A 16,268-nucleotide genomic window follows, 5' to 3' on the forward strand; every position below is an offset into this window, starting at 1 on the left:
CCGCTCTGCCCAAACAAGCAGCGGCCGAACCATCAGTTGTCAGCGCCAGATGCGGCCACGCTGCCCTCTGCACGCACAGGAAACGCCTCGACATAGGCCTCAATCGCCGCAGGATCGAAAACATGCCCGTCCATGAAGCGATCCTCAGCGGATGCGCCCTCGATCCTGATATCGGCATCCGCAGGTGCCGCGTCGGCCCCGAGCGCAAGTCGATAAAGGTCCGAGCGATAGGCCGAAGCTGCCGCCGTCATCGCTTCCCGGCTTAGATCGGCCTGTCCCCAGCGCGCCATCTGGCTGTAGATCCACAGTGCGTGGCCCGGGCGGGGATAGTTGGCGAAGTTGCGGTGGAAGACGAAATAGTCGTCGATGACCCGACGCTGTCCTTGAGCGTCGATGGTGAACTCACCGGAAAGCACGCGGCGGATGATTTCGACCGGGGCGCCGACATAGCGCTGGTCGGCGAGCGCTTCGGACAAGGCGTCGCGATTTTGCGGATCGTCGCACCAACGGGCGGCAGCATCCAGCGCCACGATCAACCGCGAAACCGTTTCTGGATTGGCTTCGGCCCACTCGGGGCGCATGCCGATGACCTTTTCGGGCGCCGACGGCCAGATATCCTGCTTGGCGGCGACAATACGTCCGACACCGCGCTCGGATGCGACCATGTTCCAGGGCGCGCCGACGCAGAAACCGTCGATCGCGCCGGCTTCGAGCGCGTCTGTTGTCATCGGCGGCGGCACGACGACAAGCTTGACGTCACGATCCGGATCAACGCCGCCGGCAGCCAACCAGTACCGGAATTCGTAATTGTGCGAGGAGAACGGATAGGTGACGCCCAAGGTCGGCGGCGCATCGCTATTCGCTTTCATGCGCCCAAGTACGGCGGCGAGCGCTTGGGCATTGGCAAGCGCGTCCTCGGCGCCTTCAAGCCCCCCCTCCTCCACCATGCGGGCAAAGAGCCGATTGGACAGCGTGATGGCATTGCCGCCGCGCCCGAGCGAGAAGGGCGTGATCGTCGGCGAAGGATTAGAGCCGAGCCCTAGCATGGCAGCAACCGGCATGGGAGAAAGCATGTGGGCAATATCGAACTGGCGGAAAGCCAAACGGTCGCGGACATTTGCCCAGGACACATCCTTGACCAGGTCCAGCACAAGACCTTCCCTGCGCGCAAAACCGAACTCGCAGGCAGCGATCAGGACCGAGGCATCGACGAGCGGGATGAAGCCGGCACGAAGCGTGCGGGCGCCCTCGCTGCGCATCTTTTGCGGCGCCGGCAAACCGTGACCGGACGAGGTGAGGCCGCTGCCGATATCGCCGAAATTGGCCATGCTGTTCACTCCATTCACTCCTTGCGACCAAGCAGATGCGCCGCGCCCGCCATCACATCAGCAGGCCGGCGGCCGTCACCACGCTTTGCGCGATTTCAGACATCTTCTTTTTTTCGTTCATCGCCGTCTGCCGCAGCAGGGCAAAGGCTTCCTCTTCCGAGAGACCACGGATCTTCATCAGGATGCCCTTGGCGCGCTCGATGACCTTGCGCTCCTCGAGCGCGGACCTGGCATCGGCCAGTTCCCGTTGCAATCGGCTGAAGGCGTTGAAACGACTGACGGCCATGTCGAGGATCGGCTTGACGCGCTCCTTCTTGAGACCGTCGACGATATAAGCCGACACGCCCGCCTCCACCGCCGCCTCGATCGAAGCGGTGTCGGAGCGATCCACGAACATCGCGATCGGCCGCCCGACCGTGCGCGTCAGCTGGAACAGATGCTCCATCATATCGCGATTGGGGTTTTCGATGTCGATGACGATAACATCGGGCCTGAGACTGTCGATGACGCGCGCGACACCCTGAACCTCATGAATGACAGTCACCTTGCGATGCCCGGCCTCATGCAATCCTTCCTCGATGATCGAGGCACGAATGGCGTTCTCGTCGATGACGAGAATGGTGAGGTCGCGGTTTGTCATGAAGCGATCATGATGCAGCGCAGCAATTTCCGCAACAGAATTGCCTATTTTCTTAACAAATTTATCGCTGCCTATTTTTTAGTCGATGCCGCGTCATTTGTAAGGTCGGAACTTTGCTCCAGACAGCGCTTCCGAAGCCATAGGCTTCTTTCCGCGATGCTCACGGGGCATTCTGCGATCGCCTGGCTTCTCAGTGGCGAGGGGCGCCATGCAATTGCTGCCAAGTCTGATCTGCGTCGATATGATGCCCGCAGGGCATAGGCCAGAATTGCGGTAATACCCCCGAGCAATCGCGAGCACGGAGTGTCGGAATCTCGCTTAGTCGATCGTCTTCAAGACAGACGAGCTATGGAGAACAGCGATGACTATCACCATTACCGCATTTGAACGGTCGCCCGATCGCGGCAGGGGCATGGCGCGTGACATGCGCGTTCGCTGGGCGCTCGAAGAAGTGGGCCAACCTTACGACGTTCGTCTTGTTTCGTTCAAAACGATGAAGGAACCCGCGCATTTAGCGCTTCATCCTTTCGGACAGATCCCGACCTATGAAGAAGGCGATCTCGCCCTGTTCGAGTCCGGGGCCATCGTGTTCCATATCGCCGAACGCCGTTCGGGCCTGCTGCCACACGATGCGAATGCCCGGGCACGCGCGATCACATGGATGTTTGCCGCGCTCAACACGATGGAGCCGCCGATCGTGGATCGCGAAATCGCCAGGTATCTGGAAGGCGATGAGACCTGGTACGAGCAGCGGATGTCTGCCGTCGAGGGCCGCATCCGTAAACGGCTGAGCGAACTTTCCGCGAGGCTTGGCACTGCCGATTGGCTCGACGGCGAGTTCAGCGCCGGTGACCTTCTTATGGTGACGGTGCTGCGCAGATTGGCAGGATCAGGCATATTGGACGAATATCCGAACCTCGCCGCCTATATCACCCGCGGCGAAGCGCGACCCGCCTACCAGCGTGCTTTCGACGCTCAATTGGCGGTTTTCACCGCTGCATCAACAGGCGGATAAAGGTCCGCGACGATGGGCGTTCCAGACGGAAATCTTTACCGACCGCCTTCACCCGGAGCTTTTGGGCGAGCATGGACGCGACGGCGGAAAGCGATTGAACACACGGCAGGCTTCCAGGTGACGGTATGCTGGAAACCGCTCCGATGGCCCATCTCGCCACCAACTGCCTGTCTCACAGTTCGCTTATTTCCTCAGGAATAAAGCCGCCGGTCTGGCGTTTCCACAGACGGGCAAACAGGCCATCCCGTTCAACCAGTTCTTCCGGTCTGCCTTCTTCCACGATGCGCCCCTGATCGAGCACGATTATCCGATCCATCATTGCGATGGTCGAAAGGCGATGTGCTATGGCAATCACCGTCTTTCCCTCCATCACCAGGTTGAGTTTTTCCTGGATGGCCGCCTCAGATTCGCTGTCGAGGGCGGAAGTCGCTTCGTCCAGCACGAGGATCGGCGCATCCTTCAGCAGAACACGGGCGATCGCCACGCGCTGCCGTTGACCGCCCGAGAGCTTGATGCCGCGGTCGCCAACGAAGGCGCCATAACCCTTACGGCCTTCGCCATCAGCAAGATCGGTGATGAACACATCGGCCCTTGCCGTCTTGGCCGCCTCTTCGATCTCTTCCTGCGTCGCCTCCGGTCGGCCGTAACGGATATTGTCGCCGACCGAACGGTGCAGTAGCGCGACGTCCTGCGCGATGACCCCGATGTTGCGGCGAAGACTTGTCTGTGTGACATCGCGGATGTCCTGCCCGTCGATCAGGATAGCGCCTTCGTTGATGTCGTAGAAGCGCAGCAGCAGGCTCACCAGCGTGGTCTTGCCGGCCCCGGAAAGGCCGACCAGCCCCACTTTCTCCCCGGGCCGCATCGTCAGCGATAGATTGGCGATGACGGGCTTGCCGGACTTGTATGCGAAGCGGACGTCTTGGAAGCGTATCTCGCCGCTGTTGACTACGAGGGTCTTCGCGTCAGGCCGATCTGTTATGGTCGGCGGCGTCGTCATCACGGGCATCGCATCCTTAATCGTCCCGATCGCCTGGAAGATCTGCTGGCCCATCTGCAGGAACGTGAAAGTGTGCCCGGACAGTCTTTGGAGGATATAGACCGCCCCGACGAACTCGCCGACCGTGAGAAAGGCGTTGACGAGGCCCGAAAAACCAATCGAAAGCATCGCCAGCCAAAGTGCCATGTTCAGCGCCACGACAATGAGTTCCGACGTGCGGTAGATGCGCTGTTCCTTGTGCTGCGTCTGTATGGTTTTGTGAATGATGCGACGGATCGCGCCGGCCTCGCTGTCTTCGGCAGCGAACTGCTTGATCATTTGCATGTTGGTGTAAAGGTCGGTGATGGCGCCTGACACCAAGCTTCGCTGCTTGGCAGTGCTGCGCGAGCGTTCGACAAAAATCGGCGCCATCTTGATGGCGAGTGCCACATTGAGCCCGATCCAGACGATGACGGGCAAGGCGAGCTGCCAGGATAGGGCGCTCAGCAAAACGACGGAACCGACCATCTGCAGCAGGAAACGTGGAATGGACTGGAAGGCGGCGATGATCTGCTGCTGAACGGCGGATGATACTTGTGACAGGCGCGAAGCGACCTGTCCGGCAAAAAGATCGTGGAAAAACGCCAGATCCTGCCGCTCGACCGCCTTGTGACCCTGCCATTGGATAGCGGCCGGCATGCCGACGCCGAGCGTATGCGAGTTGAGTGTGTTCAATAGAAACGAGGCGACCGGCATGGCCGGAAAGATCAGCAGCCCAAGAAAAGTCAGGAGGGGCCATTCGTTGTGCAAGAAGGCGGATGCACCGTTCTGCGATACGCCATCGACGATGACAGAAAGCCCCCAGACGATAGTCAGGTTGATGGCCTCAATCGCCATGGACGAAAGCGCGAGCGCGATCAGCACGCCACGGAACATCGATATGAAATGCAGAAGGACGGTTGCGGGCCCCTTGGACGGCAGCGGTCGGTAAGGAATATCCAGGGGACGGATCAAGGTTTCGAACGGACGGTAGATCGCATCTGAAATCGACATGGGCCACTCGGTCAAATAGCGGATGGGAAGGTCAGCGACGCAGATCGCACCTTACCACCCTCTTCCTGCAATCTTAATTAGAATGTTTTGGTAAAATCCAGGAATTTTGCAACTATTGGGAGGGAGCGAACGAGAGCATCGTGCCGCTGCAAGGCGGCTGTTCGACGCCATAATAATCGGCGATCTTGTTGCCCGGCGTGGTTGCCGGCCACGCACGGTTGGCCGAAAAGCGACCGCGGGCATATGTGCTCGCGATCGGAGGCATCCCAGTGTTCCGGCAAATCACCAGAACGCTGGGATGCCATTCTCTTGAAGCTGACGTACCGGCGGTTACGCGGCCGCTTCCCGCTTGGGCAGCACCCAGTTCGCGCGCGGAAAATGGCAGGTGTAGCCGTTGGGATAGCGCTCCAGGTAGTCCTGGTGCTCCGGTTCCGCTTCCCAGAAATCTCCAACCGGCTCGACTGACGTCACGGCTTTTCCTGGCCACAGTCCCGACGCGTCGACGTCGGCGATGGTGTCTTTGGCTATTCGTCTTTGCTCATCGCCAAGAACGTAGATCGCAGATCGGTACGAACTGCCGATGTCGTTGCCCTGCCGGTCGACCGTCGTTGGGTCGTGAATCTGGAAGAAATACTCCAGAATCCGGCGATAACTGATCGTCTCGGGGTCGAACACGATCTCAATACCTTCGGCGTGGGTGCCGTGATTGCGATAGGTCGCATTCGGTACATCGCCGCCGGTATAACCCACCCGGGTCTTGATGACGCCGGGCAACGCTCGGATGAGATCCTGCATGCCCCAGAAGCAGCCACCGGCCAAAACAGCTTTCTCGGTCATTTGAAAGTCTCCACTTGGTTGAGATAGGCACCATAGCCCTCGGCCTGCATTTCGCCGAGCGGAATGAACCGCAGTGCCGCGGAGTTGATGCAATAACGCAATCCACCCCGATCTGCGGGACCGTCGGTGAACACGTGGCCGAGGTGACTATCGGCATGAGCTGAGCGCACTTCGGTGCGGATCATGCCATGAGTACCATCAGACAATTCGCGAACATTTGCATGTACGATCGGCTTCGTAAAACTCGGCCAGCCGCAACCGGATTCGAACTTGTCGGCAGAGGCAAACAGCGGTTCGCCTGAAACGATGTCGACGTAGATGCCCGGTTCCTTGTTGTCATTGTACGACCCGGTAAAGGGCCGTTCCGTCGCATTTTTCTGGGTCACTTGGTACTGAATCGACGTCAGCCTGGCGATCGCGTCGTCGGTCTTCGTGTACTTCACAGCCATTACTCCTATTGGACTTGCTGCCAGAATATGGCGCTGGGTCGGCGATTTTCCCAATAGAGGGCGTGCATAGATTCAATAGCGATGCCATGGGGCGTTCCGGCGCCTCAGGCCCAATCGTGACGGGCTGCCATCTGGGCGATCTTGCGCATCTCAAGTGGCGTGCCAGAACCGGAAACGGATGCCAAGACCACCTCTCGCTCCAATGACATGCCTTCGATCCTGCGGGTCACTATCCCCTCAACCACGACCGAACGCTCGGGCATAATGCAGATCGCGCGGCCTTCCGCCACCAGTTGCTGGACCCAGTCCTCACGATCGGCACTGAAACGTGGCTGCATCACCGCGTTGTGGTTCATCAGGTGCTCTGTGATCTGGGTATGGAACTCGCAAGCGAGCCGGTCGACATATGGATACGAGGCGAGGGCCTTGACGCTGACGACGTCATTTTCAGCAAGTGGGTGCCCATCAGCGCAGGCGAGGAGAAATCGCTCACGAAACAGCGGCACGATGTTGAGCTTGGGGTTGAAACGCGGCGCTTCCGGAAGGATGCAGGCATGATACTTGCCCGACAGCACCTCCAGCGCACCCTCGCCGGCCGACAACTGATGCATGTTGAGGTTTACGGCAGGGAGTTGGCTGAGCACTTTGTCAAAGAATGCCGTGAACTTGGCGGGGCCGATCGTCGGGGCAACGGCAATGTCGAGAATACGGCGGCGGCCGTGGACCGTGCTTTCTGAATGTTCGCGCACGTTTCGAAGAGCGAGTTCCACCCGCATGAATTCAGCCTGGACGTCGCGACCAAGCGCCGTGAGGCGGCTGTCCTTGCCATCGCGGTAGATCAGTGGACTGCCCAGTTCTTCTTCGAGGCGCTGAATTGCGCGCGTCAAGCTCGGTTGCGACACGCCGCTTCGACGCGCGGCTTCCGTGAAGTTCAACGTTTCAGCCAGATTGAGGAAGTATCCGACCTGATTGATATCCATGTCTGATGCTCCACGTTGGTTGCCTGGCTGCAGTCGCAAAGTTGGCGCGCTTGTCACCCGCGAGAACGCAGCTTGCCGCAACGCTTGGCTCAGGTGAAGGGCACGAGCCGAATGGGTCCGGAACGAATCCGGGTAGCCGCCCGCCGCCGCTCATATAGACTGCGCACATCCCAGCAGCGATGGAGCATTCCTATGGCTTTCAGTTCGCAACGGCTTCAATTTGCCGGCCATTCCGGAGCAGCTCTTGCCGCCCGGCTCGACTTCCCCAGCGGGCCCCTGCGCGCCTACGCTCTGTTTGCCCATTGTTTCACCTGTTCCAAGGACCTGGCGTCGGCGCGCCGGATCGCAGCGGAACTGGCCCGAGAGGGTATCGCTGTCCTGCGTTTCGACTTCACGGGGTTGGGATCGAGTGAAGGCGAATTCGCATCGACGAATTTCTCCTCGAATGTTGCCGACCTTGTCTCGGCGGCCGACTATCTACGTCATCACTTCCAGGCACCCTCGTTGCTGGTCGGTCATTCGCTCGGCGGGGCCGCAGTGCTCGCGGCGGCCAGGGACATTGCTGAAGTCCGCGCGGTTGCAACGATTGGCGCACCGGCCGATGTCGGCCACGTGTTGAAGAACTTGGGCGCGAGCCTCAAGGAGATCGAGACGTCCGGTTCGGCGGAAGTGGATCTCGCCGGACGCAAGTTTCTCGTCAACATGCAATTTGTCGAGGATGCGCGTGCGCACCGCATCAAGGACGCCGTCGCGTCGCTGAAAAAGCCACTGCTCATTTTGCATAGCCCCTTGGACGAAACCGTCGGCATCGACAACGCTACCGAAATCTTCGGCGCAGCCAGACATCCAAAAAGCTTCATATCGCTGGACAAGGCAGATCACCTGCTCACAAATCTTGAGGACGCAGCCTTTGCCGGACGGGTCATTTCAGGATGGATGACGCGCTATCTCGCTGCCGATACGCCGCAAGGCGCGGAGCCGATAGAGCATGTGCGGGTGACGGAGACAGGCGGCGGCAAATTTCAGAACACCGTCCAGGCCGGCAGCCATCGTCTTTTCGCCGATGAACCCAAGGCAATGGACGGCCTCGATTCCGGCCCGTCACCCTATGACTTCCTGTCCATTGCGCTCGGCGCCTGCACGTCGATGACGCTGCGCCAATACGCCGAATACAAGAATCTGCCGCTCGGACGCATCGGCGTTGATGTCTCCCACACGAAGATCCATGCCAGGGATTGTGTGGAATGCACGGAATCTGAGCGCAGCACTGGCGGCAGGATTGATCGCTTCGAACGCGTCATTTCGATCGACGGCGAGGTCTCAGAGGAGCTTCGAGACAAGATCGCTGAAATCGCCGACAAATGCCCGGTCCATCGTACGCTGGAGGGTGTCGCAAGGATAGAAACGGTCGTGAAAGCGCCGTTGCGATAACCGCTCTCGATTGAGGCGCCGCCGCAATCCGCCTGCGCGGATACAAATGATTACAGAAACGCCCCTTGGCAGACATATCCGGTATACGCGATCGCAGGAAGATGGGTTCGTTGGCATCGGATACAAACGCTTGAGAAATCAAGGTTACGTCTACATGCGCAACGAATACCAGTGTTCCAGGTGCGTTATCGATCTGTGTCAAGGCGTCGAGACTTGCCTGCAGGCCATGTGGTTTGGCGGTAAATGGTCGGGGCAAGCAGCACCTGGAACACTGGCCGCGGATTGGGCGCCAATATCAAAGCAAGGCACGTGAAATGTCCGGCATCATCAATCTTTTCCTTGCCTTCTGCGTCGCCGCAGCGGCCTCCCTGTTTTACTCGGGCGATTTCAAGAGGGCACCGTTCGTGCCAATCAGTCGGTCCAGTGCCGGTCTCCTCGCCACAACTGAGGCACACGGAACGCTCGCTCCGCCTTTTCATTTCGAGGATCTCGATGAGGAGTTCTCACCCAGAACCCCGCGCCTCTAGCTGACAAGCACCGGCTGTGATTGATCGCGATCACCAGCGCTCCAATAAACTGCCCCTTGCTGGCCTCAGGCTCCGTTCTTTCGCCCTTGTGCACGCGAGTGGCGGAGTATGTTGACCGCCACCTTTGAAGGTTGGCACATTGGATCCGTGATCAGGCTGTCAGAAAAGACCGACGGATTGGGCCGGTGCCTTCCTCATCGCGACGATGTGCAGCGATGAATAATTTCGAGAAGGCGGTCACAAGACCGCTCGACATATTGCTGAGGACACGTGGCAACGCCCAAAAGCAGACCGGGTTTCGCGAAGGCTGGCGACGCGTGCCATACCGACAAGGGTGCCGGTGCCAGGCCGAACGGTAGCGTTTCGCGCACGATGGAAACATCCGGCGCGCCATCGGGGAGGCGCAACAGAACGGCCAGACCCGCCGTATCAACGATTATCCCGTCTGCGCGCGCCTCCAGACACCGCAGCAATGCGTCTCGGCGTGCCGTGTATGCGCGTTTCGTGCGCCGCAGATGCCGCAAGAAATGCCCCTCGCAAATAAACTCCGCGGTGGCGAGTTGTACGGATGGCCCGGGCGGAGGCGCCAAACATGCCGCCACCTCGGCGAAGCGGGCTTCCAGAGACCGCGGCACGAGGACAAAGCCGAGGCGCAATGTCGGACTTATGGTCTTGCTGAACGAGCCGATATGGATGACCCGGCCTGCACGATCAATCGAGGCGAGTGCCGGCGCGGCGCGGCCTGTCAGTTGCAACTCGCCCAAATAATCATCCTCGATTACCCAAGCTCCCGCCTGATCCGCCCAATCAAGAAGATGCAGCCGTCGCCCGAGCGAAAGCGTCATTCCAGTTGGAGCCTGCTGTCCAGGTGTCACAACGACTAGCCCTGCGTCCGGAGCGATGCGAAGGCCGTAGTCGACATCGATGCCGTCGGCGTCAACCGGGACAGGGACAGGCAACAATCTCGCCAACTCAAGCCCGCGCCGCGTGAACGGAAACCCAGGATCCTCCATCCATGCCTTGCGTCCTTCGAGCCCAAGCGCGTGGAGGGTCAATCCAAGGCCGCTGGCAAAACCGCAAGTGATGAGGATCTGAGAGGGCAAACACTCGATCCCGCGCGCAATGGCAAGATAGGCGGCGATCTCCCGCCGCAGCTCGAGTTCGCCGCGTGGGTCCGGATACATCGCCGGTGCGCTCGCCTCGGCGCGCACACTTTGGGACCGGATCCTGGCGAAGAGTTTTGCGGGAAAGGTCTCCTTCGCCGGCACGCCCATCTGGAAGATTGCCGGGCCCGCGATCATCTCCTGATACCGCTCCATGAAGGAGCCAGGCTCCGGTGGGGAATCCTGTCGCCGGGATAGGATCGGTCGCTCCGTTACACGCGTTCCCGTTGCGCGAGATGCAACGATAAGCTGAGCCGCCGCCAGTTTATCGTAGGCCAGCCGAACGGTGCCACGGGCGACGCCAAGTTGGGCCGCCAAGTCTATCCAGGAGGGTAGGCGCGCGCCTGATGCCAATACGCCACTGTCGATCGCGGCAGTGATGCCCATGCAGATCTGGTCCGCCAGCGGGGTCTTCGCAGTGCGATCAATCTGCAGCTCAAGCGGTTTAGCCATTCCGTCCCGTGGTACAAGATTTTCGTGCGTTCCTGGTGCTTAATACAGGACCAGTCGAGGGGTATTTATAGCGAGTAGATGAACAGGCCACAAAGGAGAAATGTCATCATGAATGCACGATCCATCATCGGTGCAGCCTGCGCCGCAGTCGCCATTGCCGTTGCGATGCCCGTCGCCGCGCATGATCCCCTCGAAACAGTTACGCCGGCCTTCGAGCAGAATATTCCGAACATTCCCGGCAAGTCGGTTCGCGCCGTGGTCGTCGATTACGCTCCAGGCGGAGCGTCACTACCACATGTCCATGCAAAATCGGCGTTCATTTTTGCCTATGTTCTGTCGGGAGAAATCGAGTCACAGGTGAACGATGAGCCCAAGAGGACCTATCGTCCCGGCGAAAGCTTCTACGAGACCCCTGGCTCCAGCCACCTCGTAAGCCGCAACGCGAGCAAGACCGAACCCGCGAAGCTTCTGGCTGTCTTTGTCGTCGACACCGACGACAAGGAACTGACCACCACAGCCAAAGCAAAGGAATGAACCGATGTCAGCCCGTCTGGACTATAACCAAATCGCTCCTGCCGGCGCGAAAGCGCTGGGCGGTGTCTACGGTTACGTCATGCAAAGCGGCCTCCCATCCGTTTTGCTCGAGCTGGTCTATCTGCGTGTTTCCCAGATCAACAACTGTGCCTATTGTCTCGACATGCACACGCGGGATCTTTTGAAGAAGGGGCAGCAGATCGAGAAGATCGCGTTGCTTCAAGCCTGGCGGGAAGCCGGCCCTCTCTTCGACGAGCGCGAGCGTGCGGCGCTCGCATGGGCCGAAACAGTGACGCGCGTGGCAGAGACGGGTGTGCCTAGTGACGCCTATGACGCTGTCAGCGCCGTCTTCAGCGAACGCGAACGCGTCGATCTCACGATCGCGATCAGCCTCATGAACGCTTACAATCGGATGGCCATAAGCTTCAGGAATGTGCCCCACGCGGCGATTGGCAGATAGCCTCGAAACAGCGCTCGCGGACCGCGGCCGATCGCGCGTCCGCAGCGCGGCCCAACGCGATTTGGCGGTGGAGCCCGGGCTGTTTCACTGTGAGCAGCGCGCTCGTCACTGCACTAACATCGAGAGGAAAACACATGCCGGATGTCTCAAAGACCTTCTCAGGAAAGGCATGGCGCGTCCATCAGTTCGGGCCGCCAGATGTAATGCAGTTGGAGCGCGTGGACACCCCAGAGCCAGGGATGAACGAGGTCATCGTCAAGGTCCATGCGGCTGGTGTTGGCCCTTGGGATGGGTGGATTCGCGCCGGCAACAGCGCCCTGCCCCAGCCTCTCCCTCTCATTCTCGGTTCGGACATCTCAGGCGAGGTCGGCGCGGTCGGCGCGGGGGTCCCGCGGTTCAAGGTTGGAGATGATGTCTATGGCGTCACCAACAAGCGCTTTTGTGGTGGATACGCGCAATACGCAGTCGCCAGTGCTTCCATGCTCGATCACAAACCAGTGTCGATTGACCACGTCGCTGCGGCATCGCTGCCCGTGATCGCGGTGACAGCATGGCAGGCACTTTTCGATCAGGCTGGTTTGGAAAGGGGCCAAACTGTGCTGATCCACGGTTCGGCGGGAAACGTCGGCGCCTATGCCGTGCAATTCGCCAGAGAAGCGGGCCTTCGGACAGTGTGCACTGCCGCGTCAGGTGACATCGAAAGCGTTGTTGCTCTCGGTGGCGAAACGGTCATCGACTATACAAAAACCAGATTTGAGGACGAAATTCGCGATGTCGATGCCGTCATCGATCTGGTGGGCGGAGAAACCCAAACGCGATCGTTCCGGGTGCTGAAAAAGGGAGGGCGATTGATTTCGGCCGTTTCGGTTCCGGACCAGGCTCTGGCCGCACAGCACCAGGTCCTGTCCAAATTTTTTCTCGTTGACGTATCGACCGAAAGCCTTGCCCGCATCTCCTCTCTCGTCTCCCGAGGTGCCCTCCGGATGAATGTCGGGGCGACATTACGGTTTGAGCAAGCGAAGGACGCGCACTTGATGCTCGAAGGCGAGCTGCCGAGACCGAAGGGAAAAATCGTCCTGGCAATGGATGAAGCCAACTAACGAAAATCGCGCCAGGCTACCGGAGAAATGGAATGATGGGTCGCTTCAACAGGCCCTTCTTCCATGGAACACACGGATCGCCAGAACGACTCCGGCGATCAGTATCGCAACGCCGGCGCCTTCCAAAACCGTCGGTATTCGAGCATGGACAATGAGCCCACCAATGACGCCGAAGGCCGTTTCTGAAACGATCAATTGAGCCGCCAGCGCGACCGGCAGGCTGCGCGCGGCCACATTCCAGGTCCAGACGCCGCCAACTGTCGCCACCAGAGCGAGCGACACACCCCACAGGTACAATGGTGCAGCGGTGCCCCATCCGAAACCAAGCTTGGGAAGCTGGAACAGCCCCATCGCTGCGCCAATCGGGTAGAAAACCAGCATGAAAATGCCGCCGCCGATGAGGATGAGAGCCGACCACACACCTGAAGGCATGCCCGGTCTGGCGGCCAGTGCTGCCTGGTTAGCGATGGCAAACCATACCCACAACACGACGGCTGCGATAGAAAGTGGAACTCCAATCCAGAGTGAACGCACAGAATCCAATCCGACCTCGGTGAACGCGGCGCTGTTGACAAGAACGAGACCGAACAACACCAGCATGAGCGGCATCATCAAAAATCGCCACGGCAGGGATCCCTGCCGCCGATTGCCGATGAGGGCCAAAACGATCGGGACAAGTCCGAGGAATGCGGGCGCAATCACCGGCCCGGCATAGATGGCCGCGCCCGTAACCGTGAGGAAATAGCCGACATAGCCGATGAAGGCGAGCCACGTGGCGATGAGCCAGTTGCCGGGGGTAAGGTACTGCGCCACCCCCTTGGTGATCACCAAGATATACACGCCAACCACCGCCGAAACGACATGGCGGATCAGAGCAAAATCGAAGGTAGAGTAATCGCCGATGACGAACGGCACGATGAAGTTGAGGGAAAAGGCGAATGCGGCAAAAATCGCCGCGAAAACGCCGATATAAAACTGTCTGTCCATAACTGGCCCCGATCTGCCAAGCCAAGCGAGGCGGTCCCGCCGTCTGCTCGTTCCATGGCCAATGTTTCTCTATGCTACACAGCGATAGAGCCTTCGCGCTTCCCTTGATCTAAGCGTTCGTTCGAGGGCACTGCCGGGCGTCGACGTTGTCGCCCGTGTGCCCTCAATGGTGGTCAGTTGGCCAGGTAGCGGTCGGCGGGTTTGTTCGTAGACAGATTGTCGGCCATCGCCTGGCGGGCAGCCTCGAAGGTGTCCCACTCGCCGACATCGTGAAGGCTGGGGATCGTAACGAATTCGTTGCGGGAGAGACCCATGAGCGCGGCGTCGACCAAGGCATCGGCCGGCATGACGATTTCCTGGGGCAAGTGCTGCACGGGCAAGCCGGCGATATCCCAGAAGTCGGTCGCAGTGGCGCCTGGCAACACGACCTGCACATGAACGTTGCTGTCGGCGAGCTCCTGACGCAGGCTCTGGCTGAAGGCGAGAACAAAGGCCTTCGTGCCGCCGTAGACGCCATTCAGCCTCTCAGGTGCAACCGCCACGATCGAAGCGATATTGATGATAGTGCCCCTGTTCCGCTCGACGAAGGCAGGCACCGCGGCATAGGTGAGGCGCATCAGAGCGTCGACGTTGAGTGCGATCATCGCGCTCATGGCGTGAGCGTCAGATTGGAGCAGAGGCGCAGTTGCGCCGACGCCGGCATTATTGACCAGCATAGTTATCCGCGGATCACCGGCGATCTGCGCCGCGACCCGCGCCACATCGTCCGCGACCGTCAGGTCGGCCGTGACCGTTTCAACCGTGCGGCCCGTCTGCTCGTGAATGGTTGCAGCAGCTCGCCGCAGCCGATCGCCGTTTCGCGCGACGAGGATCAGATCATAACCCTTCCGAGCCAGGCGATCAGCGTAAAGCGCACCGATACCGCTCGATGCACCGGTAATGACAGCTTTTCCCAACGTCTCTTGCATCGTCGTTCCTCTCTGATTGTGGTGAAGGCAGGCCGTCATCGCTGGCGAGCTTCGGTCTCTGCTCATGCCCTTTAGATTAGGCTGGACACCCGGCGACCGGTACTGAGGGGAAATGAGAGCCAGCCTCTCGTTTCGTAGTCTCGGGTCAGACAAGGCGCCGATATCGCGGCGCCAACTCGCCATTCACGAGATCATCGAGCAGCGTCTTGCGCGCGTGTTCGTACCGCGCCCATTGGCTTGCCTTCGCCAGAGAGGGAATGGTCAGCGGCTCGCGGCGGTCGAATCCGACCAATGCGGCATCCACCAGGTCGGCGGCACACATCATTCCGGGCAGAAGTTCGGCTTCACATCCCGCAAATGGCCAGACATCGGTGCGGATTGCGGCGGTCAGAACCAATTGTACATAAACGCCGTGATGTCCCAGTTCGTGTTGCATCGTGCGGGCCAGGGCGATCAGGAAGGCCTTGCTCGCGCCGTAGACGCCGGTTGCAGTTTCGGGTGCGATGCCGCCGGCCGACGCCACGTTGATAATCGCACCGTGGCGCCGAAGGGCCATGTTCCGGGCGGCGGCCGCCGAAATGCGCGTGTATGCCCTCACATTCGTGCCAATCAGGCGGTCGAGATCTGCCGCAGAAGCTTCGGCCAGTGCCTTGCCGGGAGGCAGGCCGAGGTTATTGACGACGACGTCAAAGCCGGTTCCTCGCGCGAAACTGGCTTCCACGTCATCCAGGCCGCGATCGGTGCAAAGGTTTGGAGTGATGATCTCGACCGCCGCATCGGTTTCGGCTTGCAGAATACGTGCAAGCGCGGCTGGTCGATCAGCACCATTTGCAAGCATCACAACATCGTATCCGCGGCGCGCCAGCCGATCGGCATAAAGGAGACCGATCGCGCATGACGCGTAGGTCACAAGGGCCTTCGGGTGCGTTCGCGACATGACATTTCGTCCTTTCGCGACTGGTGTATGTCATTCCGCCCCGTTTGGGACTTGCCGACATCAAGAGGCTGCCTCTCGCATTCTTGCTCTACCGGCCGCGGGCGTGGCGCTCAATTCTTATGCCAGGTCCTGAACTCGTCGCTGACGACAAGCAGGCTGATTGAACCGCTATTTCCAAGCCTTCTGGGAGAAAGACATGCACATACATCTGAAACGGAAAATCGCATTCGCCCTGTCGATGGGCGTCGTGACGACGGGGATCATCTCCTTCTCGCTTCTCGCCTTCAATCTGGGCTTTTCGAATGGATTTGTCCTGACGTGGCTGCGTTCCTGGGGGATCGGATACGTGATCGTCATTCCCGCAATCCTCCTGATCGGCCCTCGCCTTCAGGCGCAAGTCGATCGCCTGGTCTACTGATCTGACGCT

At 59.8% G+C, this 16,268-nt stretch carries 18 protein-coding genes; 8 read left to right on the forward strand and 10 right to left on the reverse strand.

Annotation, left to right across the window (positions count from 1 at the left end; all coding sequences use genetic code 11):
* Positions 1-32: 32 nt before the first annotated feature.
* Complete coding sequence (locus C6558_RS05675; protein ID WP_371412241.1) at positions 33-1,259, reverse strand: CmpA/NrtA family ABC transporter substrate-binding protein; 1,227 nt, start codon at positions 1,257-1,259, stop codon at positions 33-35.
* A gap of 121 nt (positions 1,260-1,380) precedes the next feature.
* The gene (locus C6558_RS05680; protein WP_025430178.1) at positions 1,381-1,968 is read right to left on the reverse strand and encodes an ANTAR domain-containing response regulator; all 588 of its coding nucleotides are present in this window, start codon (positions 1,966-1,968) and stop codon (positions 1,381-1,383) included.
* 9 nt (positions 1,969-1,977) lie between these two features.
* Between C6558_RS05680 and C6558_RS05685 the strand changes: the two genes are divergently transcribed.
* Both C6558_RS05685 and C6558_RS05690 read left to right on the forward strand, forming a co-directional pair.
* Positions 1,978-2,229, forward strand: a complete 252-nt coding sequence (locus C6558_RS05685; protein ID WP_107026939.1) for a hypothetical protein — start codon at positions 1,978-1,980, stop codon at positions 2,227-2,229.
* A gap of 100 nt (positions 2,230-2,329) precedes the next feature.
* Positions 2,330-2,983 carry a glutathione S-transferase family protein gene (locus tag C6558_RS05690; protein ID WP_107026940.1) on the forward strand — a complete coding sequence of 218 codons (654 nt, stop codon included), beginning with the start codon at positions 2,330-2,332 and terminating at the stop codon, positions 2,981-2,983.
* A gap of 172 nt (positions 2,984-3,155) precedes the next feature.
* On the opposite strand, the gene C6558_RS05695 is transcribed toward C6558_RS05690, so the two are convergent.
* The 4 genes from C6558_RS05695 to C6558_RS05710 all read right to left on the reverse strand — a co-directional run bounded on the left by C6558_RS05695 (position 3,156) and on the right by C6558_RS05710 (position 7,281).
* Positions 3,156-5,015, reverse strand: a complete 1,860-nt coding sequence (locus C6558_RS05695) for an ABC transporter ATP-binding protein (RefSeq protein ID WP_107026941.1) — start codon at positions 5,013-5,015, stop codon at positions 3,156-3,158.
* Between the two features lie 330 nt (positions 5,016-5,345).
* Entirely contained in the window at positions 5,346-5,852 is a 507-nt protein-coding gene (msrA, locus tag C6558_RS05700) for a peptide-methionine (S)-S-oxide reductase MsrA (RefSeq protein WP_025430181.1), read from the reverse strand.
* Entirely contained in the window at positions 5,849-6,295 is a 447-nt protein-coding gene (gene msrB / locus C6558_RS05705) for a peptide-methionine (R)-S-oxide reductase MsrB (RefSeq protein WP_025430182.1), read from the reverse strand. Before msrB ends, msrA begins: the two co-directional genes overlap by 4 nt.
* A gap of 110 nt (positions 6,296-6,405) precedes the next feature.
* The gene (locus C6558_RS05710; protein ID WP_084813990.1) at positions 6,406-7,281 is read right to left on the reverse strand and encodes a LysR family transcriptional regulator; all 876 of its coding nucleotides are present in this window, start codon (positions 7,279-7,281) and stop codon (positions 6,406-6,408) included.
* A 192-nt stretch (positions 7,282-7,473) separates the two neighbouring features.
* Here C6558_RS05710 and C6558_RS05715 point away from each other — a divergent pair, with 192 nt between their 5' ends.
* Positions 7,474-8,712 carry a bifunctional alpha/beta hydrolase/OsmC family protein gene (locus C6558_RS05715; protein WP_107026942.1) on the forward strand — a complete coding sequence of 413 codons (1,239 nt, stop codon included), beginning with the start codon at positions 7,474-7,476 and terminating at the stop codon, positions 8,710-8,712.
* A 314-nt stretch (positions 8,713-9,026) separates the two neighbouring features.
* Positions 9,027-9,239 carry a hypothetical protein gene (locus C6558_RS05720; protein ID WP_025430185.1) on the forward strand — a complete coding sequence of 71 codons (213 nt, stop codon included), beginning with the start codon at positions 9,027-9,029 and terminating at the stop codon, positions 9,237-9,239.
* A 194-nt stretch (positions 9,240-9,433) separates the two neighbouring features.
* On the opposite strand, the gene C6558_RS05725 is transcribed toward C6558_RS05720, so the two are convergent.
* Positions 9,434-10,855, reverse strand: a complete 1,422-nt coding sequence (locus C6558_RS05725; protein WP_057220032.1) for a PLP-dependent aminotransferase family protein — start codon at positions 10,853-10,855, stop codon at positions 9,434-9,436.
* Between the two features lie 108 nt (positions 10,856-10,963).
* Between C6558_RS05725 and C6558_RS05730 the strand changes: the two genes are divergently transcribed.
* The 3 genes from C6558_RS05730 (at position 10,964) to C6558_RS05740 (ending at position 12,949) form a co-directional block, all read left to right on the forward strand.
* On the forward strand, positions 10,964-11,389 hold the full coding sequence (locus C6558_RS05730) for a cupin domain-containing protein (protein ID WP_107026943.1): 426 nt from the start codon (positions 10,964-10,966) through the stop codon (positions 11,387-11,389).
* A 4-nt stretch (positions 11,390-11,393) separates the two neighbouring features.
* Complete coding sequence (locus C6558_RS05735) at positions 11,394-11,849, forward strand: carboxymuconolactone decarboxylase family protein (RefSeq protein WP_025430188.1); 456 nt, start codon at positions 11,394-11,396, stop codon at positions 11,847-11,849.
* A gap of 134 nt (positions 11,850-11,983) precedes the next feature.
* Complete coding sequence (locus C6558_RS05740; RefSeq protein WP_107026944.1) at positions 11,984-12,949, forward strand: NADP-dependent oxidoreductase; 966 nt, start codon at positions 11,984-11,986, stop codon at positions 12,947-12,949.
* 45 nt (positions 12,950-12,994) lie between these two features.
* Here C6558_RS05740 and C6558_RS05745 read toward each other — a convergent pair whose 3' ends face one another.
* The 3 genes from C6558_RS05745 to C6558_RS05755 all read right to left on the reverse strand — a co-directional run bounded on the left by C6558_RS05745 (position 12,995) and on the right by C6558_RS05755 (position 15,841).
* Positions 12,995-13,936 carry a DMT family transporter gene (locus C6558_RS05745; RefSeq protein WP_107026945.1) on the reverse strand — a complete coding sequence of 314 codons (942 nt, stop codon included), beginning with the start codon at positions 13,934-13,936 and terminating at the stop codon, positions 12,995-12,997.
* 173 nt (positions 13,937-14,109) lie between these two features.
* Positions 14,110-14,904 carry an SDR family oxidoreductase gene (locus C6558_RS05750; RefSeq protein ID WP_057217031.1) on the reverse strand — a complete coding sequence of 265 codons (795 nt, stop codon included), beginning with the start codon at positions 14,902-14,904 and terminating at the stop codon, positions 14,110-14,112.
* 145 nt (positions 14,905-15,049) lie between these two features.
* Positions 15,050-15,841, reverse strand: coding sequence for an SDR family oxidoreductase (locus C6558_RS05755; protein WP_057217029.1), 792 nt, complete (start codon positions 15,839-15,841; stop codon positions 15,050-15,052).
* A 196-nt stretch (positions 15,842-16,037) separates the two neighbouring features.
* On the opposite strand from C6558_RS05755, the gene C6558_RS05760 reads away from it, so the two are divergent.
* Positions 16,038-16,259: a DUF2798 domain-containing protein gene (locus tag C6558_RS05760; protein ID WP_025430193.1), complete on the forward strand. Its 222-nt coding sequence runs from the start codon at positions 16,038-16,040 to the stop codon at positions 16,257-16,259.
* Positions 16,260-16,268 lie beyond the last annotated feature (9 nt).

This window comes from Ensifer sp. NM-2 (assembly GCF_003024455.1).
Lineage (GTDB): Bacteria > Pseudomonadota > Alphaproteobacteria > Rhizobiales > Rhizobiaceae > Ensifer > Ensifer canadensis.